21 protein-coding genes are annotated in these 23,826 nt (G+C 40.2%); 12 read left to right on the top strand and 9 right to left on the bottom strand.

Translation table 11 applies throughout. From position 1 onward, the window contains the following. Positions 1-219 precede the first annotated feature (219 nt). The 6 genes from ACH784_RS13545 (at position 220) to ACH784_RS13520 (ending at position 5,533) form a co-directional block, all read left to right on the top strand. Positions 220-1,257 carry a GGDEF domain-containing protein gene (locus ACH784_RS13545; protein ID WP_404391027.1) on the top strand — a complete coding sequence of 346 codons (1,038 nt, stop codon included), beginning with the start codon at positions 220-222 and terminating at the stop codon, positions 1,255-1,257. Positions 1,258-1,366: 109 nt separating this feature from the next. Further along, complete coding sequence (locus ACH784_RS13540) at positions 1,367-2,032, top strand: CsgG/HfaB family protein (protein ID WP_404391025.1); 666 nt, start codon at positions 1,367-1,369, stop codon at positions 2,030-2,032. Between the two features lie 16 nt (positions 2,033-2,048). Further along, complete coding sequence (locus ACH784_RS13535) at positions 2,049-2,408, top strand: DUF4810 domain-containing protein (RefSeq protein ID WP_404391023.1); 360 nt, start codon at positions 2,049-2,051, stop codon at positions 2,406-2,408. Further along, on the top strand, positions 2,401-3,069 hold the full coding sequence (locus tag ACH784_RS13530) for a DUF799 domain-containing protein (protein ID WP_404391021.1): 669 nt from the start codon (positions 2,401-2,403) through the stop codon (positions 3,067-3,069). Before ACH784_RS13535 ends, ACH784_RS13530 begins: the two co-directional genes overlap by 8 nt. 146 nt (positions 3,070-3,215) lie before the next feature. Further along, entirely contained in the window at positions 3,216-3,677 is a 462-nt protein-coding gene (locus ACH784_RS13525) for a DUF3015 family protein (protein ID WP_404391019.1), read from the top strand. A 35-nt stretch (positions 3,678-3,712) separates the two neighbouring features. Further along, the gene (locus tag ACH784_RS13520; protein WP_404391017.1) at positions 3,713-5,533 is read left to right on the top strand and encodes a DUF4105 domain-containing protein; all 1,821 of its coding nucleotides are present in this window, start codon (positions 3,713-3,715) and stop codon (positions 5,531-5,533) included. Positions 5,534-5,593: 60 nt separating this feature from the next. Here ACH784_RS13520 and ACH784_RS13515 read toward each other — a convergent pair whose 3' ends face one another. The 3 genes from ACH784_RS13515 to ACH784_RS13505 all read right to left on the bottom strand — a co-directional run bounded on the left by ACH784_RS13515 (position 5,594) and on the right by ACH784_RS13505 (position 8,031). Continuing rightward, positions 5,594-5,767: a hypothetical protein gene (locus tag ACH784_RS13515; RefSeq protein WP_404391015.1), complete on the bottom strand. Its 174-nt coding sequence runs from the start codon at positions 5,765-5,767 to the stop codon at positions 5,594-5,596. Between the two features lie 80 nt (positions 5,768-5,847). After that, complete coding sequence (locus tag ACH784_RS13510) at positions 5,848-7,176, bottom strand: DUF5690 family protein (RefSeq protein WP_404391013.1); 1,329 nt, start codon at positions 7,174-7,176, stop codon at positions 5,848-5,850. A gap of 141 nt (positions 7,177-7,317) precedes the next feature. Beyond that, a complete protein-coding gene (locus ACH784_RS13505) occupies positions 7,318-8,031 on the bottom strand; it encodes a UTRA domain-containing protein (RefSeq protein ID WP_404391011.1) in 714 nt (237 codons plus the stop codon). 207 nt (positions 8,032-8,238) lie between these two features. Between ACH784_RS13505 and ACH784_RS13500 the strand changes: the two genes are divergently transcribed. The 5 genes from ACH784_RS13500 to ACH784_RS13480 all read left to right on the top strand — a co-directional run bounded on the left by ACH784_RS13500 (position 8,239) and on the right by ACH784_RS13480 (position 15,548). After that, positions 8,239-10,593 (top strand): TonB-dependent receptor, encoded by a 2,355-nt coding sequence (locus ACH784_RS13500; RefSeq protein WP_404391009.1) that lies wholly within the window; start codon positions 8,239-8,241, stop codon positions 10,591-10,593. A gap of 180 nt (positions 10,594-10,773) precedes the next feature. Beyond that, entirely contained in the window at positions 10,774-11,895 is a 1,122-nt protein-coding gene (locus ACH784_RS13495) for a phosphoglyceromutase (protein ID WP_404391007.1), read from the top strand. Further along, on the top strand, positions 11,892-12,947 hold the full coding sequence (locus tag ACH784_RS13490) for an alkaline phosphatase D family protein (protein WP_404391005.1): 1,056 nt from the start codon (positions 11,892-11,894) through the stop codon (positions 12,945-12,947). Before ACH784_RS13495 ends, ACH784_RS13490 begins: the two co-directional genes overlap by 4 nt. 19 nt (positions 12,948-12,966) lie before the next feature. Further along, entirely contained in the window at positions 12,967-14,589 is a 1,623-nt protein-coding gene (locus ACH784_RS13485; protein WP_404391003.1) for an alkaline phosphatase, read from the top strand. Positions 14,590-14,855: 266 nt separating this feature from the next. Beyond that, the gene (locus tag ACH784_RS13480) at positions 14,856-15,548 is read left to right on the top strand and encodes a diguanylate cyclase domain-containing protein (RefSeq protein ID WP_390447116.1); all 693 of its coding nucleotides are present in this window, start codon (positions 14,856-14,858) and stop codon (positions 15,546-15,548) included. 78 nt (positions 15,549-15,626) lie between these two features. Here the strand turns inward: ACH784_RS13480 and ACH784_RS13475 are convergent, their stop codons facing one another. Then, on the bottom strand, positions 15,627-16,712 hold the full coding sequence (locus ACH784_RS13475) for an MBL fold metallo-hydrolase (protein ID WP_404391001.1): 1,086 nt from the start codon (positions 16,710-16,712) through the stop codon (positions 15,627-15,629). A 213-nt stretch (positions 16,713-16,925) separates the two neighbouring features. Here ACH784_RS13475 and ACH784_RS13470 point away from each other — a divergent pair, with 213 nt between their 5' ends. Continuing rightward, complete coding sequence (locus tag ACH784_RS13470; RefSeq protein WP_404390999.1) at positions 16,926-17,426, top strand: CIA30 family protein; 501 nt, start codon at positions 16,926-16,928, stop codon at positions 17,424-17,426. Between the two features lie 5 nt (positions 17,427-17,431). Here the strand turns inward: ACH784_RS13470 and ACH784_RS13465 are convergent, their stop codons facing one another. The 5 genes from ACH784_RS13465 to ACH784_RS13445 all read right to left on the bottom strand — a co-directional run bounded on the left by ACH784_RS13465 (position 17,432) and on the right by ACH784_RS13445 (position 23,763). Next, positions 17,432-17,968: a GrpB family protein gene (locus ACH784_RS13465; protein WP_404390997.1), complete on the bottom strand. Its 537-nt coding sequence runs from the start codon at positions 17,966-17,968 to the stop codon at positions 17,432-17,434. Positions 17,969-17,986: 18 nt separating this feature from the next. Beyond that, positions 17,987-18,982, bottom strand: coding sequence for a hypothetical protein (locus ACH784_RS13460; RefSeq protein ID WP_404390995.1), 996 nt, complete (start codon positions 18,980-18,982; stop codon positions 17,987-17,989). 78 nt (positions 18,983-19,060) lie between these two features. Further along, the gene (locus ACH784_RS13455; protein ID WP_404390993.1) at positions 19,061-21,793 is read right to left on the bottom strand and encodes an ATP-binding protein; all 2,733 of its coding nucleotides are present in this window, start codon (positions 21,791-21,793) and stop codon (positions 19,061-19,063) included. Positions 21,794-21,796: 3 nt separating this feature from the next. Then, positions 21,797-22,633 carry an ABC transporter substrate-binding protein gene (locus ACH784_RS13450; RefSeq protein ID WP_404390991.1) on the bottom strand — a complete coding sequence of 279 codons (837 nt, stop codon included), beginning with the start codon at positions 22,631-22,633 and terminating at the stop codon, positions 21,797-21,799. 242 nt (positions 22,634-22,875) lie between these two features. After that, on the bottom strand, positions 22,876-23,763 hold the full coding sequence (locus ACH784_RS13445) for a LysR family transcriptional regulator (RefSeq protein ID WP_404390989.1): 888 nt from the start codon (positions 23,761-23,763) through the stop codon (positions 22,876-22,878). Positions 23,764-23,826 lie beyond the last annotated feature (63 nt).

The following is a 23,826-nucleotide window of genomic DNA, read 5'->3' as shown; positions in this document are numbered from 1 at the left end:
GTTTATCTGTACAACTCTTTGTTCATATGGGCTTTCCAGAATCTAGTGCACTCTGAGCCTATAAATTTATCTCGTTATGAACCTCTATAAAATGTTGTACTGTTTTTTGGTTTGAAGCAGTTTGAATGAGCAAGAGTCGTTAAATTTTTCTCTTTTATTGAAAAAAACAAAATAAATTTTTCTATACTCATTATTAAAGTTCATTAACTAGATAAAGCAGTGCGTATTCAAAATCACGATTTCTTTTCTATAGAGCAAAAAAAAACCGCCATATTGAGCACGGTCGCTTGGTACTGTTTGTATTTACATGTCGGATTGCTGTTCTTTTTTGCTTATATAGGCGCTTACTGGTTATCTGGTCTAAATATTTTAAGCATAGCTTGTTGGGCTGTATCACTTAACTGTTTTTCAAGCGGTAGGTTATCCTGTGCGCTGCAGTTGGTGTGTTTTGAAGTGTTGGTACATTCTGTCGCTGTATGTCTTACATTTGGTATAGAGTTGGGGTTTCATTACTATTTATGGGCGGTTGCCTGTATTTTACTTGTCGAGCAGTCGATCCCTCTTTTACGTTCAATTACCTTTGCTGTTACTATGATGCTTGTGTTCGGTGTTTTAGTGACGATTAAATTTCCTTTATTAGATACCTTTCCCTACCCAAATTTTGTTCCCTATATACATTTTTCTAACGTCATGATCAGTGGCTTACCCATGATTTATGCGTTGGCCTCTTTACGTGAAATGAGTATCCAGTCTAGAGAAGAGTTGACTCTATTAGCGAGTAAAGATGCTTTGACAGGCTTACATAATCGTCGGTTTGCACAAAAACATCTAAATTCTAGTAATTGGTTAGAAAGCAGCGAAAGGGAGTTTGTATTTGTGATTATGGCGGACATAGATCATTTTAAGAAGATAAATGACAGCTATGGTCACGAAAGGGGTGATGATGTGCTTAGAATTGTCTCAAGCATTTTCATAGACTGTTTTGAGCACCCCAATTTAGTTATCAGATGGGGAGGCGAGGAGTTTTTATTTATTGTTCATGAAGAAGATAAACATACAGTTCAACGTTTCATCGATTTAATTACTACTTTACTGGGGCAGCACAAAGTAAGTAGGGAGAGGCTAAAAGTTACATTGAGTTTTGGTGTAACAAAATGGCAAAAAGATATGAATTTCGAAGAAGCGGTTTCTCAAGCCGATCAGGCTTTGTATGAAAGTAAACGCGCTGGCCGTGATCGAGTGACTTATTTTGATTAAAAAAACGTTTAGACACTTTCTAACATTTCAAAACATCTCTCTCACAGAATGAAATGGCACTCGATGTCATAGTTGCACGTAGTTAAATCAGGGGACGGAGCAACAAGGTATGAAAACACGCACACAATTAATCGCTATTTCTTCATTAGCTATGGCAGTTTTATCTGGCTGTACAGCCACAGAGTCATCGCGAGTGATTGAACCTGTACAAGTAAATCAATTATTAGAGCAATATCAGGGCGAAAAAGTAAAGGTATCACTTGGTGATATTCAAAATCGTTCAACCTACCACAATGGTATTTTTTCATCAGGTGAAGATCGCTTAGGGTCGCAAGCAAAAACGATCTTAAAAACACATTTGCAGCAGTCTCAACGCTTTAGTGTATTAGACAGAAGTAACTTATCGGCTTTAAGCCAAGAAGCGCAGTTTGCTGATGCAAAGCAAAATATTAAAGGAGCACGCTATGTGCTTACAGGTGGCGTTACTGAGTTTGGTAGAAAGCAAGAAGGGGACCGCCAGTTATTTGGTATTTTGGGTAAAGGAAAGTCACAAATCGCTTATGCAAAAGTGAGTTTAAATGTTGTTGATGTAAATACTTCTGAAGTTGTCTACTCGGTGCAAGGAGCCGGTGAATATAGCTTGTCTAACCGCGAGGTAATTGGATTTGGTAGTACCGCCAGTTATGACGCGACCCTCAATGGTAAGGTGTTAGATTTAGCACTGAGAGAAGCTGTTAATAATTTAATTACAGGTTTGGGTAAAGGTCACTTTTAGTCATTGAGGGTAACCCATGAAACAGTACTTGTTACTCATCTTTATCAGTAGTCTTGTTATTCTTACTGGGTGCGAAACAACTCAACCTCTTTATTACCACGGTGATTATAACCAAGTCTTATATAGTTATTTTAAAGGTGAAGGTCAGTCATTATCTGAGCAAATTTCTAAATTAAATACCCTAATTGATAGGGCGAAAGCAAAATCAAAGCCAGTGGCACCAGGTGTTTATGCGCATTTGGGGTATTTGCATATGCAAGCTGGTAATAAAAATGAAGGCTTAAAGAATTTCGAGTTAGAAAAGGCCTATTTTCCAGAGTCTGAAGGCTACATTAATTTTTTGATGGCTAATATGAGAGGTAATAAAAATGAATAGCTTAAAGTTAGTCATGTTATTGCTGTTACTCACTTTGGCCCAAGGGTGTTCGACACAAAAAGCGAGTCATGATTATGTCGCTTTTAAACAGAGTGATCCTCTATCAATCTTGGTACTGCCTCCGGTAAATCATTCTTATGAACTAATTGCAGCAGCCTCAATAAAAGCCAATGTAACACGACCTTTGGCTGAAGCTGGTTATTATGTATTTCCAATGGTTTTGGTTGAAGAGACCTTTAAACAAAATGGTTACACCATTGCAGAAGAAATTCACCAACTGGCACCGAGCAAACTACAAGAAGTTTTTGCGGCAGATGCGGCCTTGTTTATTGAGATACATAATTACGGCACGTCTTATTCAGTGTTAGCCAGTGATACTGTTGTGAGGCTATCGGCTCGGTTAGTTGATTTAAAAACAGGAGAATTACTGTGGCAAGGTCAAGCTAAAGCTTCATCAAGTGAGGAAAGGGCACAGAACAATGATGGTTTGGCTGGAATGCTATTTTCAGCACTTGTAAATCAAGTTCTAGATAATGCTTTCGATGTTGGTTTTGATATGTCAAAAAAAGCAACAAATAGGCTGTTGTCGACAAATAAACATGATGGGTTGTTACCTGGCCCAAAGTCACCCGAATACCATAAAAAGCCACGAGCTCAATAGGTGTATGTCATAAAATGTCATTACCAAAAATCTAAAGTTTAAGTTTAAGCACTTTAGATCATAAATTAAATGATTGTTAATTTTTTTTTTACACTATAAAATTTGACTCCCTTTTGGGAAATAAAATTTAAAATAAGGATTTCACAATGTTAAAAGCAACTCTTTCTGCAGCTATCCTAGCTGGCGCATTCCTAGCTGCTCCAGCACAAGCTAACATCAACCCTTGGCAACAATGTGGTCTAGGTGCAATGGTTTTCCCTGATAATGGCACTGCAGCTGCTATCTCTAATGTAATCTGGGACCTTGGTACTACAGCTGTTTCTTCGAATGCTTCATCACAAGAAAACTGTAAGGGTGCAAACGTTAAGACTGCTCAGTTCATTCAGCAAACTTTCCCTGTACTTGAGCAAGAAATTGCACAAGGTGAAGGTGAGTACGTAGCTGCAATGTTAAATGTACGTGGCTGTGAAGCGACTGCACACGCTGACATCGTTTCTGCAATCCGTAACGATTATGCAGATAAGCCAGCTGCTGATGCTCAAGCACTTTACAACATCGTAGAAAGCAAAGTAACTAGCCAGTTCGCTGCTAGCTGTTCTGCAATCTAATCGATTGAGTGGGCAGTAATGCCCACTTTCACTCTATGTTACGACGTATCTCATCTTTTCTTATTTGCTCTGCTCTGGCGTTTAATACTTATTCTGCAACTGATATTGAGCAACTCGCACAACACCCAACATGGTTAAAACTAGGTCACTATAAATCACCGCAAGACCTTGAAAGTTATATCATTAGTGATGATTTTTTTTTGTCACCTACAGGTAAAGACGATCCTTATCTTGAACTTCAAGCGACTATTAACGCCTTTAATACACAGCCTGAAAAGCAATGTCGGTACCCTGCTAGATATCAATGGCTGCAGCAACAAGGTTTAAAATTTGAACAGCTAAACAGTGCTTGCGACGAGTTAACTCAGTGGCGAGAGAGCCAGCCCATTCACTCGGTTAGTTTGGTTTTTGCGTCAGGCTATATGAGTAACCCCGCATCGCTTTATGGTCATATGTTATTGAAACTAAATAGGGCGACTGAATCTCATAACAAGTTACTTGATTACAGCATCAATTATGGTGCCATTGTGCCTGAGAACGAAAATGGTCTTGTGTATATCAGTAAAGGGTTGTTTGGTGGCTATATTGCAGGGTTTTCTGATCAATTATTTTATCGCCATCAGCATAATTATGGTGAAGTAGAGCTCAGAGATTTATGGGAATATGAACTCAATCTAACGGCTGATGAAGTGCGTTTAATTAGCAATCATATTTGGGAGTTGATGGGTGCAAAATACACCTATTATTTTGCCGATGAAAACTGTGCGTTTCACATTGCCAAAGTGACTGAGTTGGTGGCAGGCGATAAACTAACAAATGAACTGTCACCTTGGGTGATCCCCGGGACTATTTTTTCCAAGTTAGCGGTGGCTGAGCATAATGACCAGCCTTTGGTACGAGATATCAAATTCACGCCATCGCGAAACAGTGCTTTTTATCAGTATCAACAACATTTAAATGACCAAGAAAATGCGCTCGCAAAGCGTATTTTTAATAATGCAGAATTATTAAAAAGTGCAGACTTCACATCACTTAATGTGCGTGCTCAGAAAAAAATCATCGAAGTGCTATTTGAATTTGTTCAGCTTCAGCAATTAAAACAGTATGAGCCAGATCATGTTAAAGCACTGAAAAAAGCTTTGGTCAGAGCAAGGTTGAAATTGCCGATAGGTAATGAGATAAAAGTCGATAATTATCTTCAAAGTGCGCCTCATAAAGCGCAAAAGCCATCAAATTATTCAGTTTCAGCATTAGATGTGGGCTCTAAAGTTCAGTCTAATCTGGGTTTTCGCTTAAGTTACTTTGATTCACTCGCATCTGATATTGCGCGAGTACCTTATTCGAATTTAGAGATGCTAGATGCTGAAATCGCAGTTCGTGATTCGAATATGTATGTGGAGAAAATCCACATTCTCGATTTAGAATCTTTCAATCCAGCGTATACAGACTGGGTAAATGAAGGCGGCTGGTCTTGGCAGCTAAATTTAGGATTTGAACGTGACAGAACAAGTTGCCAAGGCTGCAAAAGCACCTTTGCAATGGGTGGCGCTGGTAAATCTATGCTATTTAATGACGATCGTAGTTTAGTTTATGGCATGGTAAACGGATATTTTGGTGAGCTAGCAAGTACTGAACAAGTGATTGATGCATCTATTGAAGTCGGTGTGATCAGTGATATTTACCAAGATATTAAAATGCGTGCTGCCGTTGAACGTTTCTATCATAAGCAAACAGCTGAATTGAGTAAAAATGTTGAGCTTGTTGTGCCCATAAATCAAGATGCTGATCTCCGATTGATATATAAATCATCAGAACAAACACTTTGGCAGTTGAAGTTAAATTACTATTGGAATTAATTTGGGGCTGTTTAATGAAGTAGGTTACCAATAAAATGGTAACCTAAAACTTGTAATTAATTAGCAGTATTTTGTCATACCACAGTAGCGGCAAGAATACGCATCGTCACATGTAAAGTCACTCATACATGCTACGTAACTCGCACCGCCAACTTGCGGTGTAACTTCAGCAGGTAAAGTTGCTTTATCTTTTGTTAATGATTTTACTTTTTTCTTATTTAATTTTAGTTTCATTACTATTTCCTTATTAATTATGCCGTTAGGCATAAAATAAATTATCGCTTGAAAAATGCGCTGTCAATGAATTTTTTATTCTAGAAATTACTACTTTTTAATTTCAGGTGAAATTCAGAATCTTTATATGTAGTTATATTTTCCTTATAAACAAAATACCCAAGCGATGCGGCGCTTAACAATGCCCCTAAAGCGCCAGTGATAATACTCAATTCTCGCAAAAAGTGATTCCAATCCACCTGGGCAATCACAAGGCTTTGATACACCATCACGCCGACTGTGCCTAAATAGCCAAATGAGTCCGCTAGATAAGTTAAAAAGCCAACATTAGCAGGGCGGTTAAATGTTGCAATTAAGCGTTCAAATAGCGTAGTTGAGAAGGGCACATAGGCGAGGTAGAGGCCAATGCCATTTAACACCATCCAATGAATAGGGCTCAACATTCCCTGTTGATAGGCGAGTGAGCTTAATAAGGTGATTGTGAATCCGGCAAAAATGAGTAAATGATTAATCACCATTGCAAGGTGGTTGTCTTTAATCAGTTTGAGTAGTGCCACAATGACTAGCACTACCAGTGCAATCGGTAATTCGGTAAGCGTAAACAGTGCTGGAGCGCCATCAAGGCCGGTTGCCAGCCAGACATCGGAGGCGAAACTATCGCGTAAATCTCTCAGCACGGTGAGCAGCACATATCCTATGATCAATAATGTGAGGCCAAAACCAAGTAACTGAAGTAACTCTTTGCGACTTTCTTTGGTCATGGGAATACGGGCGCAGCGCTGGGCGATATCAGCTTGATTAGGAGGAGGGAGTTGATCAAGCATCCACACAGATAATGCTAATAGGGGCAAAAACAAACTGGCTGTAGCAAATGGCATCCATAACTCAGTCACACCGTAGTCCATCATTAAGTAACTACCTACGGTTTTTACCAACCCAGAGGCAACAATAAAGCTTGTACATAGCCCTGCCGCTAATATTTCAGTGACTCTTCGCCCTTCTAAATAACTAAATACGATACCCCAAACCATGCCGAGCGGTAGGCCATTTAATAACATAAAAGCAGCATTATAAGGCTGTGGGATAAGTGCAAATCCAAGCAGTGCAAGCCAAGCGATAATCACTAAAGTGAGGATGGCTTTGGCTCTACCGTTGCTTTGTAATTCAGAAATGACTTTAATGCCAATGAATTTAGAGAGCGCATAACCAAAAATTTGTGCCGTTAAATACAGGGTTTTAAGTGATATTCCTAACAGTGAGGTGTCGGCATATAAACCAACAGCGACAGGTTTACGAAAGCCATACATAAACGCATAGGTGCTACAGGCTGCAATAATGGCGTAGATGCAAAACAGTAGGGCATTACTGCTGAGTTTATGTTTTATCTTGCCGCTAAGCTCACTGAGCATATGACACACCTTCTAAAAATGCGCCAGTTTGGTACGAACCAAACTCGCTAGAGTAGATGCTCAGTGTAGAGGCTTTATATTGCAGTAGTTTTACAGTCTTTTTGTTAAGGAGAGTTATTCGAGTGGACTAACCCAAGGTAATTAAAATTGAAGTTTGGCTTTGTTTTCAATCATTAAGGCATCATGACGCCAAAATTCTCGGTCGAACTCAAAGGCCGTCCCTTGTTGATCTCTAACGATACGAGTGACTTTTAAGCCAAGAGCACCGTCGTAGGTGTCTAAGTGCTGTGCAATAGGATTAAACAAGCAGCACGATTCCACCGAGATATCGTAAAGTACCTTGTGATGTTGGTAGGTGTTTTTAAGTAACATACTGATAGACAGTGATAAATCATGCTTGTCTATGTCAGGTAAATGCTTGTTACTAAAGTTTAGGTCTTCGACAACCACAGCGCGACCATCCACGGAGCGGACACGTAAAATGCTAGTTAGGCTGGCTCTACCATCGAGTTCAAGTGCGGTGGCGATCTCTTTACAGGGCTTTTGTTTTTTCTGCTCAAGTAGCACGGTACTAGGCTGAAACCCTTGCGCCGTGGTGTATTGTAAGAATGAGGCATGCTGCATAGGATCGTATTTTAATTTTCTTGGGCAAACATACCAACCACTGCGGTTTTTACGGTAAATGAGGCCCATATTTTCTAATTGCCCGAGTGCCTGTCTAAGTGTTGAACGGGCAATATCAAACGTTGCACAGAGTTCTCTTTCTGAGGGTAAGCTGCCTGTTAATTGCTGCTCTGTTATTTGCTTGGTTAGTGCTTCACGCACTTGGGCGTAGGCAAAACTTTGGGTACTCATTTAGGGTTTTAATTCGCAAATTCACTTGGTTTATTTATTGGTATCACATCAGTCAAAGCTGAACAAGCGCTTACCTAAAAATAGATTTTTTGGTCCATACCAATTTTTTAAATAATACATATTTCTGTCAAGTCCCTGTAATAAAACACAGATAGTATTTTCGCCGTTCGTTACTTTGGTATGTACCAATTACTTTCGGGAATCATAATGAAAACTTTATACTCTACTGGCTTCACAAAACCATCTTTACTGGCTCTGGCCGTTGCAAGCGCGTTATCTGCACCTGTTTACGCAGAAGATGACAAAGCAAAAAAAGACCAAGAAATTGAAGAAATCACGGTTGTTGGCAAAAGCGTGTCATACGCTAACAACGCGACATCAGACGAAATGTTCAAACAGCAATCGGCTATGACCAGTGCGATGGCAATGATTGATAACCTTCCGGGTGTTTTAATCAACGAAGGTGATACATTTGGCTCTGATGATTGGTCAACAACAGTCTCAATTCGTGGCTTCCAGTTAAGTTTAGATGAGCAGCAAGTAGGTATTACCATTGACGGTATTGCCAACGGTAACTCTAACTATGGCGGTGGTGCTAAAGCAAACCGTTATATTGATACTGAAAATTTAATGGCTGTAGAAGTATCTCAAGGTACTGCTGACGTAGCATCTCGCTCAAATGAAGCACTGGGCGGTACGCTTAACTTCACCACCATTGACCCTGGCACAGAAAAGGCGGTCATTGCGAGCTTGTCATTAGGTAACTTCGATGCGCAAAAGTATTACATGCGTCTTGAAACTGGCGAAGTATTAGATGACACATATGGCTGGTTTAGCTACTCAAACTCAAGCAACAGTGACTGGATCACAGGCACCGCAGAAAACAAACGTGACCACTTTGCCGCTAAGTTTGTAAAAGGCATGGACAGCAATCTAGAAATTACCGCTTACCTTTCTTACGACGATGTTCACGAAGATAACTATCAGCGTGTTTCACTAGAGAGCTTTAAACAAAACCCAGAATCAGATGGCTTATTAGGTGAATGGACGGGTGTCCCTTACATTGACCAAGTGTATCGTCAAGGTTGGTCAACACTTCGTGAAAACCTATTTGGTTATATCGAGGTTGATACCATGATCGGTGAAGTTGAAGTAACGGCAAACGCTTACTTCCATAAAAACGAAGGCCGTGGTGACTGGGTACCGCCTTATCTTGTTGATGTTACAAATGATGGCTCTAAAGGTCACAGTGAACTGGTTTCGGGCAATACGGCACAAGGTGGTAGCTCGCTAGGTAAAATCTACTTTGTTGATGCAGATGGTAAGTCACTGACGCCTATTGCAGGCTGTGAAAGCTCAATCGGTTTCCCTTACGGTGGTGCGGGTGCAGAATACGATCCTAACTGTTATGAAGACGGCGCACGTCCTGTGGGGTCTTACCGCAATACACACTATCAAAAAGATAGATTCGGTATTAACGCAGATCTGACGTGGGAAAAGCAAATCGGCGATAACACCAATGTGGTTCGTGCAGGTATTTGGTATGAAGACTATGAGCGCTCAGAATACCGTGATTGGCACAAAATCATTGACTCTAAGAGCAGCTATGAGTTTGACCATACACCTTATTGGATCCAGTACGACCGCACTTACCCTGTAGAAACCACCATGCTTTATCTTGAAGATTCATTCGAGATGGAAAGTGTGACAGTACGTGCAGGTCTTAAAAAGTACCTTGTTGATTTAGATAGTAAAGACACTTACACAGGCACTACAAAAGCAGTGAACTCAGATTCAGATGTTTTATTGTCAGCAGGTGCGGTGTGGTACACCCCAGTTGATGGTTTAGAAGTATTCGCAGGTTATGCTGAAAACTTTGCGGCGATTAAAGACCAAGTGTTAGAAGCAGATGCATCAGCACTAGATAACGTTGAAGCTGAAACGGCTGAAAACATGGACTTTGGTGTGCGTTACGACAATCAAGACTTCAACGCCAGCATTACTTTGTACAGCATCGACTTCCAAAACCGCTTAACCTTCATTGCGCCGGGCTCTGACTCTGGCAATGACTACCTGGTTGGCACAAACGGCAGCTATATCAATACCGGTGGTATCGAGTCATCGGGTGTAGAAGCCTCATTAACTTACTACCCAAGCCAAGAGCTATCTGTGTATATGTCATATACCAGCAACAGCTCAGAATATACCGATGGTACAGTAGGTATTGCAGCGGGTAATACAGTATTCGGTTCAGTAGAAGACATGGCTGTGTTATCGCTTGATTGGCAATCAGAAGCTTACTCAGCGGGTATTTCGACAAAATGGCTAGGTGAGCGCTGGATGGATTCAGCCAATACTCAGCGCATCGATGCTTACGCGGTGAGTGACTTATATATAGGTGTTGATTTAGAAAACTTCGGCAGTGCCCTAAAAGGTGCATCAATCCGCTTTACGGTCAATAACCTATTCGATAAGAGCTACATGGGTGGCGTAGCCGGTGGTTGGGGTGGCTGGATCGGCGCACCACGTACAGCAGCGCTGAACTTCCAAACACGCTTTTAATCTCCAAATTGAGTAGTACAGGACGTGCTACTCAGTTTTTTAAGAACCTGAACTTTGGTTAAGGGATCTACTATCTATCAAGATTAAATACCAAATGTTTGAGTTAATTAGTTAACACAGAGCCTTATTTCATTTTGAATGCGATAAAGGCTCTTTTTGCTTAAACCATGCGAGTAGACAATGAAAAAACTGATTTTAGCCGCGGCAACGCTGTGTTCATCTGTAACCTATGCGGTCAGTAATGTGGTGGTCGTCACGATTGATGGGCTACGTTGGCAAGAAGTGTTTTCGGGCGCGGATAGCAAGTTGATTGAGCATAAAGACTTTGTAAAAAATCCGGAGCAATTAAAGCAGACCTTTTGGGATGATAATGCGCAAACTCGCCGCGAAAAACTGATGCCGTTTTTATGGCAAACCATTGCCAAACAAGGCGTTGTTGTGGGTAACCGAGAATTGGGTTCTAAAATGTCGGTTGCCAATGATTGGTACTTTTCATATCCGGGGTATAACGAAATACTCACAGGTCAGGCTGATCCAGAAATTGATAGCAATGCCCTTGAGAACAATAAAAATGTGACCTTTTTGGAGTGGCTAAATAACAAGCCAGCATACGCTCATAAACTTGCGGCGTTTGGCAGTTGGGATGCATTTCCGTATATTTTCAATGAGCAACGCAGTGGCTTATATGTCAACGCCACATTCGATAGTTATCATATTCAACCGCAATCAGCTGAGATGGCACTGTTAAACGAACTTCAGGCGCAAACGCCAAGCCCTTGGCAAAACGTCAGAACAGATAGCTTCACTTATCGCTTCGCTAAGGACTATTTAACCCATATTCAGCCAAAAGCCATGGTGATTTCGTTGGGAGAAACCGATGACTTTGCCCATGAAGGCCATTACGACAGGTATTTACACGCCACCAAACGAACCGATGCCTATCTTGAAGATTTATGGCACACCATTCAGTCGACACCGGGCTATAGAAACAACACCACTTTACTGATAGTGACAGATCATGGCCGTGGCTATAACGCCGATGATTGGCAACATCATGCTTCTAAAAAAGCGGTGTCGGGCTATATGAAAAAGCTCAGTCATTTTCAGCAAGGTATTATTGGCGCTGATGAAATTTGGATGGCAGCGATAGGGCCCGACATCAAACCACTTGGCGAGTTAAAAGCACATAAAGAATTCAAACAAGATCAAATTGCGGCAACGGCATTGACCATCTTGGGAGAAAACCCACAACAGTTTAATCCGCAAGCAGGCAAAGCAATTAAAGAGATCATCAAGCTATGAATTTAAAACAAACACTAGCAACCGCCTTAGTGGCATTGAGCGGCTTTTCGGCTAATGTGATGGCTAATTCACAGGTCGATAAAATCTTATTTGGCTCTTGCAGCCACCAAGATAAAGATATTCCGATCTTCGATGCCATCAACAAAGAGCAAGCTGACTTATTCGTGTTTTTAGGCGACAACGTTTACGGTGATACTGAAAACATGACGGTGCTTAAATCAAAGTACCATAAGTTGGGTATTAAACCGGGGTTTGCTCAGCTACGCGCAAATACGCCTGTGATTGCCATGTGGGATGACCATGATTACGGTGAAAACGATGCGGGTAAAGAGTATCCGTTTAAAGAAGCGTCTCGAAAAATCATGCTAGATTTTTGGCAAGAGCCGAAAGACAGCCCGCGCCGAACCAGAGACTCAGGTATTTATACGTCGTATATGTATGGTGAAGAATCACAGCGTGTACAGGTGATCATGCCAGACCTGCGCTGGAATCGTCCTGCACTCAGTTCAATTGGCGAATTTCGTTATTGGTTAAATAGCTTCTTTAACAATGTCGGGCCGTATCGTCCTGCTGATGATAACACTTCTATGCTGGGCGAAGAACAGTGGCAATGGCTTGAGCAAGAGTTATTAAAGCCTGCGAAAGTGAAAGTGATTGCTTCAAGCCTTCAGCTTATTCCTGACTTTACGGGCTGGGAAAGTTGGGCGAATTTTCCGGCAGACAGACAGCGACTATTCGACTTTATTGAAAAGCATAAAATTGGTGGGGTGATCATGATAAGTGGCGATACTCACTGGGGGGAGTTGTCAAAGTACCAAGCTAAACAAAACTATCCACTATGGGAAGTAACCAGCTCGGGGCTTACACAAAAATGGAAAGATGTGAGCCCCAATAAGCACAGAGTGGGCGAGTCAACGTCGGATGTGAATTATGGTTTTATTGAAATTGATTGGCAGCAAGCTGATCCAAATATTGAGTTTGGGTTAAAAGATATCAACGGCGATGTGACTCACAAACAAAGCATGCCGCTGTCAGCGTTACAGTTTAAATAACACCAAGGAAAACGGTGATATGTTAGTTAGAAAACCAGTTTGGGCACTGAGCTGTGCCTTTATATTCATCTCGAGTTTATCTGCATGCTCGATACTAAAAATCTCAGAAAATACAGCTCAGCAAGAAATAAATACTCCGTCAAAAATTAAAAATATTATCTTGATGATTGGCGATGGTATGGGTCCGCAACAAGTGGGGTTGTTAGAAGAGTATGCGACTCGTGCACCGAACTCTATTTACCAAGGTGACAATAGCGCCATTGCTAAGTTGGCAAACCTAGGCGTCACTGGGCTGTCACTGCATGGGCCAGCAGATAAACTGGTGGTTGATTCTGCTTGCTCAGCCACCCAGTTGGCAACAGGCGTTGCTGCGGGCAGTGAAATGATAGGCCTAAATCGTGCGGGTCATAAAGTGCCAACGATTTTAGAAAAAGCCAAAGGACTGGGTAAATCGACAGGGCTGGTATCTGATACCCGTTTAACCCATGCAACTCCTGCAGCATTCGCGGCACACCTTATTCACCGTTCAATGGAAAATGAGATTGCCGAGCAGATGATCCAATCTGGGGTCGTTGATGTCATGTTATCAGGCGGCTTACGTCATTTTGTGCCAAAAGATTATGCCATGCCTGAACACCCCAAGGGCTTTGAAGCAAATTTAAAAGCCAGTACGGTTTCGCTGAAATCAAAACGTCGAGACGATAAAAACTTATTGGCTGAAGCAAGCAGTAAAGGCTATGAACTTGTGTTTAATAAATCGCAATTACAGCAAGCGCAAGGCACAAGACAGCTGGGGCTATTTGCCAATAGTGCGATGGCCAATGGTGTGGATACCTCTTATGGTGGCGTAAGCAATCAACCAAGTTTGAGTGATATGACACAAACCGCCATCAATACTTTGTCGAAAAACGACAAAGGGTTTTTCTTAATGGTTGAAGGTGGTCAGATTGATTGGGCTGGGCATAATAATGATGCGGGCACGTTATTGCACGAAATGATCAAATTCGATAATGCCGTCAATGCTGTATTGGAGTGGGCAAAAGACCGAGACGACACTTTAGTCATCGTCACCGCAGATCACGAAACGGGTGGCTTTGGTTTTAGTTATAGCGGTGCAGACTTACCAAAAGCCGAGCAGCTAAATAATCATAAAAAGGATGTTTATAAGCCAAACTTTAATTTCGGCGAGTTGAGTATTTTAGATAAGTTATATGCTCAGCAAAAAAGCTATGGCGATATTTGGTATGAAGCCAAAGGCAACGCGTTTAAACCTACTCCAGAAAAACTTGTAAAAACGGTTAATAAATACCTCGAGTTTGCGATCAACCTTGATGATGCAAAGCAAATTTTAGCTGAGCAAAAGAACGCATTTTACCAGCGAGGACATAAGTCGCTGGGCTTGAAAACAGCCAGTAAAATAAATGACTTTGCACCGTTTTATGTCTATTTGACTGAGCGCCCACTCAACTTAATTGGCAGGGCATTGTCGAGTAAACAAAATATCGTCTGGTCAACGGGCACACACACGCATACGCCAGTAGGTGTGTTTGTTCTAGGGCCTGAAGCTTTGACTAAGCAGTTTAATGGTTTGCATACGCATGTTGAGCTTGGCAAAAAAATGCAGCGTCTTTTAATGCATTAGTAGGCTAAGAACTTAAATTTGAATGAAAAAGTGCACTTTTAAACAAAGCGAGATTATTTAGGGTGCTAAATTATTTCGCTTCTTATCTTCTAAATGCATCTATCTACTCAAGTTTTTACTAAACAAAATTGCATAATTAGTTTCGAAAATATGAGTTTCATTATTTAGTTTAAATCTATAGTGATTAGATTATTTTTGACTAAAAGAAAAAAATCACTCTATGTTACAATTTCTTGTAGTTAAAGTAGGTAAAAAGAATACAAGTATTGTTGAGTGAATTAAAAGCAAACCTGCGCCGTAGGGCTAAATTTGATGTTGTTGTAGTACTCATAGTGGTATTGCTTGGTTTTATCATTTCCCACCAGTTTGATTTTTTGGAGTGGATTTACCAGTATTCAAGGCAATACGAGCACTATGAACTAGATGAGATAGTCCCTACTTTGCTTTTTGGGGTATTGGCCTTTGCCTATTTCAGTTATCGTCGTTGGCATGATATAAAACTTTTAAGTAAGTATCTTGAAGAGCAGTCTTTGACTGAGCCCGTTACACATATCGCTAACCGTCGAGCCCTTTTTGCGGTGCTTGAGCAGATTGCGCAGGAAGATAAACCACAACATGGTTTTATTCTAATATCGGTATTTGGGCTTGATGAAATTCGCAATAAACTGGGCTTTATCACAGTAGAGCATATCGTAATTGAATTACTGTACCTATTGAATCAAGAACTTGAAGATGATCAGTTGATTATTGCTTGGCATACCGGGCAGTTTATTGTGCACGCACCAAATTATAACCAAGCCAAAGCCCATTTATTGGCTGAGCGTTTAGAGCAAGCAAATAAGACTGCGACACAAGCGATTTTACGCAAGTTACATATTCAATCGGCAAGCACCATTGTGACTCGTAAAACCAGTGAGGCTGAATTACTAGAGCGTTTAGAAGACAACTTACTTGATTAGTTTGACTCGCAGAGCGTTTGCATAAAAGAATGTAAGAAAATAGAAAGCCCAAGCTAATTTACTTGGGCTTTTCTTGTTTTATAACTTAACTGACTCACCTTCATTCAACACATGCAGCGGGATATTTGAATTCATCTTGTTATACATGTGCATTAGACGAAATAGTGCCGAGTGCGATGTTTTATCACCCATTTGCCATGAAGAATTACCATAGCCCCATGGGATCATCACTTTACAATTTAAGTCGGCTGCCGCGATAAGCGCATCTTCTGGTGTGGTGTGCACTTTTCGATACCATTTAGGGTGCTCTTCACTATGGTAAGAGGCAATAGGAATTAAGCACACGTCCATATCCCCATATTTATTGGCAATGTCTTTGAAGTGCGGTGAGTAACCAGTATCTCCGGCAAAAAATAACTTCTTACCTTGGTGCTCTAACACCCAACCGCCCCAGAGTGTGGCATCGTGATCTTCATGAATAAAAGGTACCATGATACGACTACTGAAATGATTAGCCGGAACAAAGTGAATATTCACTTCACCCACTTGTTTACTCGAATACCAAGCCATTTCAGTGATTTTATAACCGTCATTCGGAAAGTGATCTGCAAAACCTAGCGGCGTTAAAAATTCACTATTTTGACCTATGTGTGAGAGGTCGTCTTTTTTAAAATGATCATAATGAATATGCGAATACATGATGGCGTCAGTTTCATTTAGTTCACTTTGAGTGAGTGTTGCATTGGGTGTGCGATTGATATCAGAAACTAGGCTAAACGCCCAATTGACGGGCCAGTCAAAGTCATCAGAAACCGGATCGAACAAAAACTGCTGACCATTTGATGTGTTAATTTTGAAGCTGGCATGACCGAGCCACTGTACTGAGAAGCCAGCATTAATAGCTATTGTGGGATTGCTGCCAGTGAAAGCGCAATTTTGCATCTCAGCACTGCATTCAATCACTGGGCTCGGCGGGTAGCAATTTTCAGAACAAGTGACAGGATACTCTTTAAAGTCATCGTAAATATTCTTGAAACGGTCGGTATAGCCTTCTGTGGTCTTGTTTTTGACTACTGCGTTTTCTGGAATGAGGGTTTCAACCTGGTTGCTGACAGAGCAGCCTGCTAATGTCGCTAAAGAGAGGAGTAATGCTAACTTCTTCATTAGATTTCCTTATTATCTTTTTTGCGAGATTTTAGCAGGTTTAGCAAAACACTCTATGGTTTTAATGTAAGCAAACATAACGGGTTAGGGGGGAGTCTGTGTGTTTGATATGTAAATGCAATCTGAATGCTTACTTAGGTCGTACTGAAATTTATATTCAATAAAGTGCGAATTGTTATGTGTTTTAGACCTGTGTTGTTTGGAGTAATTTTAATGGCGTCGTCTTCAGTATTGGCAGAAACTAAATTGACTTTACTTGATTGGTTTGTAGTTAATGACACCGTCATGGGTGGCCTTTCTGAAAGTCGTTTAGTTGTTGGAGCACACTCTGTAGAATTTAAAGGCGATGTGTCTTTGCGCAATAATGGCGGTTTTGCTTCTGTTCGTGCGCCATTTAATTTAGAAAATAAGAACGCTGAACAGTTAAGTGTTGTTGTAAAAGGCGATGGAAAGCAGTACCAGCTTAGGCTAAGAGTTGACCAATACCTTGACGGCCCAGCCTTTGTTTATAAATTTCAAACCTCAGTAAATAAAACACAAACACTTGTTGTCACAGAAGATGACTTTACGCTCATGTACCGTGGTCGTATTTTTCATTCTAACTATCAACTCAACTTTGATGATGTCAGATCTCTTGGCTTTATGATCAGTGAAAAGCAAGTCGGTGAGTTTTCCTTAGAGGTGAAGACGATAGCTCTGCTAGGAAAAGTTTAAGGTATTTATACTGGTTTTGTTATCTCCTTCAAAACACCTTTTACAAAAGGGGATTTTGCCTTGCCGTAGTCATCTTGTACAGTTTGCCCTTCGGCAATAACCTGTTGTTTAGTTGCTTCGTATTTGGCACGAGCATCGGGGTTATTAAGCATGTGCGTTTTAAAATTAATCTGCTTTAAATGCTCTTCGCTGCCTAATTCAATGACATGTGCATGAACTTGAAAGGTTTCTCCTTTAAATCTCACAGCAATGTCTTTGCGAGGGCGACTTTCAGGAAACGGCTTATTACTGTGTTGGTCGCTAAATCCAGTATTTTTTAAATGCTCAACCGCTTCAGTCAGTTCACCTGATTTGTATAAGATAGAGATATCAATAATGCCTTTGCCCGCAACTTTGAAAGAGCTAGACCCAAAGTGTAAAAACTCAAAATCAGGGTGAGCTAATTCTGCAATAACCGCTTGTGCAACGTCTAAAAATATTTCTCGCCAAGGGTTAAAGCTGGCAGGAACTAGTTGATAGGGAATAAATTTAATTTTTGGCATATTTGTCTCTGGTTGATTTTAATTTTTGTTATTGGTGCCTTTGCAAAGGCTGTTTAACAGCATTGATGGACTATCTACCCCTAGATAAATCTTAGATTTTCCACCAATTGGGCTTCTTAGCTTTATCTCGATATTGGGCACGCCTGAGAAATTATACCGGTTAACTTCGTTGCTTCTTGGAACAAATTCATGATGTGGCGATACGCTTTGAATATTGTCTAGCACAATATAAAGCGGATTATATAAACCGTATCTAACGATCAAGTGCGTGTGCGTGAGTGAAATTGGACGGCGTGACATAGCGCGATACTCGCCAATAAACAGTACCAATCCAAAAATTGATAATAAAGAGATAACATTGGCAGCCAAGGGTGACCAAGCAAAATGCAGAACCAAGTGTGCAATGGGGATCTCGAATACCATCAAAAAGATAAACCCAAGTGCATTGCCTTTCGCGTCATCTTTGTTGGCATACCAAAAGTGTTGATCGCCAATATAGTTTTCACTTTTTATTTTATGGGCGAATAAGCAAAACACCCACATTCGCATATCAAATTGCATTAAATTCAATACAGGTCCTGACTTTAACCAGCGTTTTAAAGGGGTTATCAGGCTCTCATCAGGGTCAGCGTGAGTATTTAAATTCGTTTTAATTGCAGCTATCACAGATGCAATCACAATAAGTTCAACGAAGAGGACTAAGGCTAATACCAGATAACGCGCTTGCTCTAAATAATGCCAAATAAATTTTTGCTGAGCGGGTATGAAGTAAGCGCCAAATAAAATGATCAATGCGCAGTAGGCTATTGCTTTAATTGAAGCTTGCTTTTTGTCTTTTATACTTAAATAGCAAACGAGTGGAATGGTAATGAGTGCATCAACCAGCAATGGCCACTCAGGCTGATAAGTACCGTATTCATTTAAAAAAGTAGGTGATGTATAAAACCAAATGTAGCAGGCAATGGTTAAAAATAAGAGCAGAAAAGGCAAGCGGGTAAACGTCATGTTTAGCAAAAGTACATCCTAGTTGTCTGAAGCAACTTAAAATAGAGCTCTATAGTAACCAGTATAAAGTGTCATCACAATAAAAGGCTAGCTTGAAAAACGCTCTAAAACTTCAAGTAATTTATCTTTAATCAAGGGTTTGCTTATATAGTCATCCATACCTGCTTCTAAACACTTTTCTTTATCACCATTCATGGCATTGGCTGTCATAGCAATGATTGGAATATGTTGAATGTGTTCACCAGCTTCTCGTTTTCTGATCCTCCTTGTGGCTTCATACCCATCCATAACAGGCATTTGGCAATCCATTAATATTAATTGGTAATATTCTGGCGGTTGGGCTTGCAGCTTATTCAGTGCCTGTAGGCCATTATCTGCAAATTCGATTTCTTTAATAACGTCTTTTAGCATTTGCGTAACGACAATTTGGTTGATTGGCATATCTTCAACGATTAAGACTCTTTCAAGTAAAATGGTCGCTTTGCTGATTTCGCCCAGTTCAATTTTAGGTTGTAGTGCTTTATCTTGATGATTAAGCGCTGCAAACACTTCAGATAAGGTTGCTGGTTTTTTACAAAATTTAGGTTTGTCATCAATGCTATGAAATGCGTCTTCAATCGAAACATTAAATGGCAATAACACAACACACTGAGTTGCATGTTGCGCGATAAAAGATTTTTGCTGAGCGATATTTTGCTTTTGCCAATCAAAAATAAAGTAATGTGCTTGGTTAGCTAAGCTAATGTCATCAATATACCTTTGCAAGGCATCAAATTCTTTGTGACTGTGCACAGCAACGTCTAGTTTTTCGAGTTGCTCCTTACTGGCGGCCACAAAGCGAGGGTGGCAATTAATAAAATGAAAGTGACTACCGGTAAAATGTGCAAAGTTGTCACTCAATTTTTGGAGCCCTTTTTCTGATGCGATTGAGATGGGTAAAGTGACCGTGAATTTACTACCAAACTCAGGCTGGCTTTCAACATTAATAGTTCCGCCCAGTAATTCACACAGTTTTTTGACAATACTTAAACCTAAGCCTGTACCACCGAACTGACGAGTTGTAGAGGTGTCAGCTTGAGAAAAGTGTTCAAATATGAGCTCTTTTTTTTCTGCAGAAATTCCAATGCCAGTATCGATGACTTGAATTTTAAGTAAGGTTGAGGCGTGCTCGTCAGAAAACGTATATTCAGCATGTACAGTGACAGACCCACTTTGTGTGAACTTAACGGCATTGCCAATTAAGTTTGTCAGTATTTGTTTTATTCGCACAGAGTCAGAATGCACATAAGGAGAAGAAAGTGTGTTGATATCTAAGATTAATTCTATGTTTTTATCACAGGCAAGTTTACTGAAAGATGTGGTTGTTTCCTGAATGAGTTTTGCTAAGTTAAACTCGTTGATATCAATTTCTAATTTTCCCGATTCGATTTTAGAGAAGTCGAGTATATCATTGATAATACGCATTAATGACTGTGCGCTACGGTTGGCAATTTCGACTTGCTGATATTGCTCAGTGTTTAAGTTTGTCTGTTGAAGCGCATCAAGCATACCGAGTACCCCATTCATCGGGGTGCGAATTTCATGGCTCATAGTTGCTAAGAAATCGGCTTTGGCTTTAGAAGCGTTTTCAGCTTGCTCTTTAGCTTCTTCTAACGCCCAATTGTTAAACTCCATATCAGAGGCATACTTGGCTATTTGCTCTTCGGATTGCTTGAGTTTGGTTACATCTTCAATACAGGCAAAAACACCAGCAACACTTCCGTCATCAGTCAGATCTGGCGTGTATGTTGTGATCAGGTATTTTCTTTGCTTTTGTAACTCAAGGTCAATTTCAAACACCACCATTTCACCATTAAGTGCCTGATGAAGGTGGCTTTGAATTTTGTTATAAATTTCAACAGGCAGTACAGATTTAATTGTTTTCCCAACTATTTCTTGCTCAGTTAAGTTAAATAATTGGCAGTATAGTCGGTTAGCAAATCGATATTTTTTCTGGTCATCGACATAGGTAAGTAGCACAGGTACATGTTGTGTAATGCCGTCAATATAATGTCTTGTTTTTTTTAGCTGATCAGCGCGCTCGCTGGCTTGTAAGATGGCCTTATTGTATGAACTGGCTAACTTTGAAATTACATCACCAGATTGCCGATTAATTAAATCTTGAGATATAGGGAGCCCTTCGCGAATTGTTTGCCCCATTAAGGATAATGGTTTGATCACAAAGTAATTAAGCAACCAAAATGAAAAAGCGGCAATGGCTGTAATGACGACTAAAAATTGTAGTGTAAACCTTAAAAGCTGGTTAGCGAGCTGTTGCTCATATTTGGTCGTGTCTATATGCACCCATAAATAGTAGGCCCTAAGTCGTTTTAATTTAGGGTCAACTAGGTATAGCCATGAAATTGCATACCAGTTTCCATCGTGCTCGTATAAATGTTTAACTTTTTCACTGAGTTGTTGCTTGGCATTTAGAAGTGCATTGAGTTCTTTTTTTTGTATTGAATCAAAAGCATTTTTTTCTTTAATAAAGAGCTTTTTAGAGGCAACCACCTCTAGTGTTTCGGGGGTAATAATGAGCACGTTTTTAATAGCATTATTGCTTGAAAGGGCTGCTAGGATCCGTTGCAAGTTTTCTCTAGAAGCATCCACTTCGGCTGCAAGGCTCAAGCTGGTAATAACATTATCGACTAAAGAAACGGTAAAGTTTTCATGTTGTACCTTGTATTCATTAGCGATAAAGCGAGTAAATAGCAGTAGAGAGCTCAACCCAAGCAATACTAAGGGGATAGTTGATTTGAAATATAGTGACCGTTTAAGCATTAATTATTTGCTCACGTAAAACATTTGAGAGACAAAATCACAGGGTTTATCTATCGAGTTAATTTGCAATAGAGTGTTACAGATTTGCTTAGCAACAGAGCGTAAAAATGGATCCTCAATAGTATTTGATTGCTGTTCACCCGACATTAGTTGAAGCGAAGACAGAGTTTCTGAAAACTCCTCATTACTTAAGCCTAATTGCTCAGCCATTATCGCCTTCGCGTCATCAGGGTTTTGCTCTAGGTATAAATATGCTTTTTGCCAAGCCTGCCATAGTTTTGTTTGTGTCGCAGGGTACTGGTTTAAGTAAGTGTCTGAAATACTAATCACATCGACAATTTCTTTTGGTATTTGCGCACTGTCAAAAATAATATGGTGATTTGGGTTCTTGAGAAGCTCAACAGAAACGGGCGGGTAGGTGACAAAAGCAGAGACTCTTTGATTGTTCATTTCTTTAACGCCCGATGTCTGCTCGACATTAATGACTTTGATATCCTCTAAACTTAGCGAAGCACTCTGTAATCCTCGTTGTAGCACATAGATCCCCAAGGACGAGACTGGGGCACCAACATTTTTGCCCTTTAAGTCTGCAACGCTTTTGATTGTTTTATTGGCGATAATGACATCGCCTCCCAGAGAAAAATCAGTAACTAGAACTACTTTGAGTGGCTTAATTGAAAAAGCTTGGATTTGAATTGCTTCAATTAATGTGCTCGTTAATCCATCTACCCTACCATTAAGATAAGCTCTTTGTGTATCAGCTAAAGAAGATACTCTGACAAGTTCGACATCTAGTCCTACCTGCTCAAAAAAACCTTTTTGCTTTGCGAGGAAAAGCATTTCATACCCGGGCCAAGGGTTCAAAGCTATTCTTAATGGCTGTGTTGGTTCTGATTGGCAACCAGAAAGGGAGAGTAAGGACAGCAATATACTAAGAATTATTTTAAATGCTTGATTCATCTTCTGAACTTGTCAGCACAAAGGTAAGTATAAGTATTGCCTAAATTTTGGCTCTGGCAAGAAAGTGCTTGATTAGTTTTGTGTATATTCAAATAAAGCTCGTTTTGATAAGCCAATCTTTTTTAAAAATATTGGCTTGTTTGCCCAGAAAATCGCGTTTCTAATGGTTTTAAATGTTCAAGTAAAAATGTTTTTACGGCATTAATTTTAGCTGTATTTTTTAGGTCAAAATGATAGAGCAGCCATAATGACCAAATAGAGGGGGCTAATGGAATATCTAAACGCCTAATTGAACTCAAATGGGGTTGGTCGACTAAACCACATGGTAGTTTAGCGATACCAACACCGACTTTAACTGCATTGATAAGCGCTGCAAGGTTATCAAATTTTGCAATAACTTGGGTTTTAGCAAAAACGTCTTGATACCAGTTTTTATCTGACTCTAAATGCCATAGTAACAGTTTTTGTGTAGTTATATTTTTGTTGTGTTGCCAATATTGTTCTGACGCATAAACTCCCCAATTGGATGCAAATAGCCTTTTACCAATTAAATTTGCTTGAGTTGGTTCTGGTGTAAATCGTAGTGCAATATCTGCCTCTCTAGCATATAGATCTTTATGATTTATGCTCATCATGAGGTTTAATTGTAGGTTGGGAAATTGCTTATAAAACGCTGGAAGTATTGGCACAACATAGTCGTTCGCGAGCTCTGGCGTTAATGCCAAATTGATTTCGCCCGTTAAACTTTGATCGTGACCCACTAAACGACGTTCGATATGCAACTGAAGATTTTTTAGGTTCTCAATATCAGGCAAGATACTGTGACCTACTTGGGTTAATTGAAAACCTTTAGATACACGTTCGAATAATCTCACACTATATCGAGTTTCAAATGCTTGAATTCTTCTGGCAACCGTTGTGTGCGTCACATTGAGCTGTTTAGCCGCGGCCGACAAGCTGCCATGAGTAGCCAGTGCAAGAATATATTGATAATCATCATCTAAGTTCATCTGTGCATTTTTGCACAAAAGATATGCAAGAAGTAGTAATTTTTTTCCTCAAAAAAAGTCGTA

It is taken from the genome of Pseudoalteromonas phenolica, assembly GCF_044788725.1.
In the GTDB taxonomy this organism is placed as follows: domain Bacteria; phylum Pseudomonadota; class Gammaproteobacteria; order Enterobacterales; family Alteromonadaceae; genus Pseudoalteromonas; species Pseudoalteromonas phenolica_C.
The sequence above is the reverse complement of the archived record's forward strand: the minus strand, read 5'-3'. Positions and strand labels throughout refer to the sequence as shown.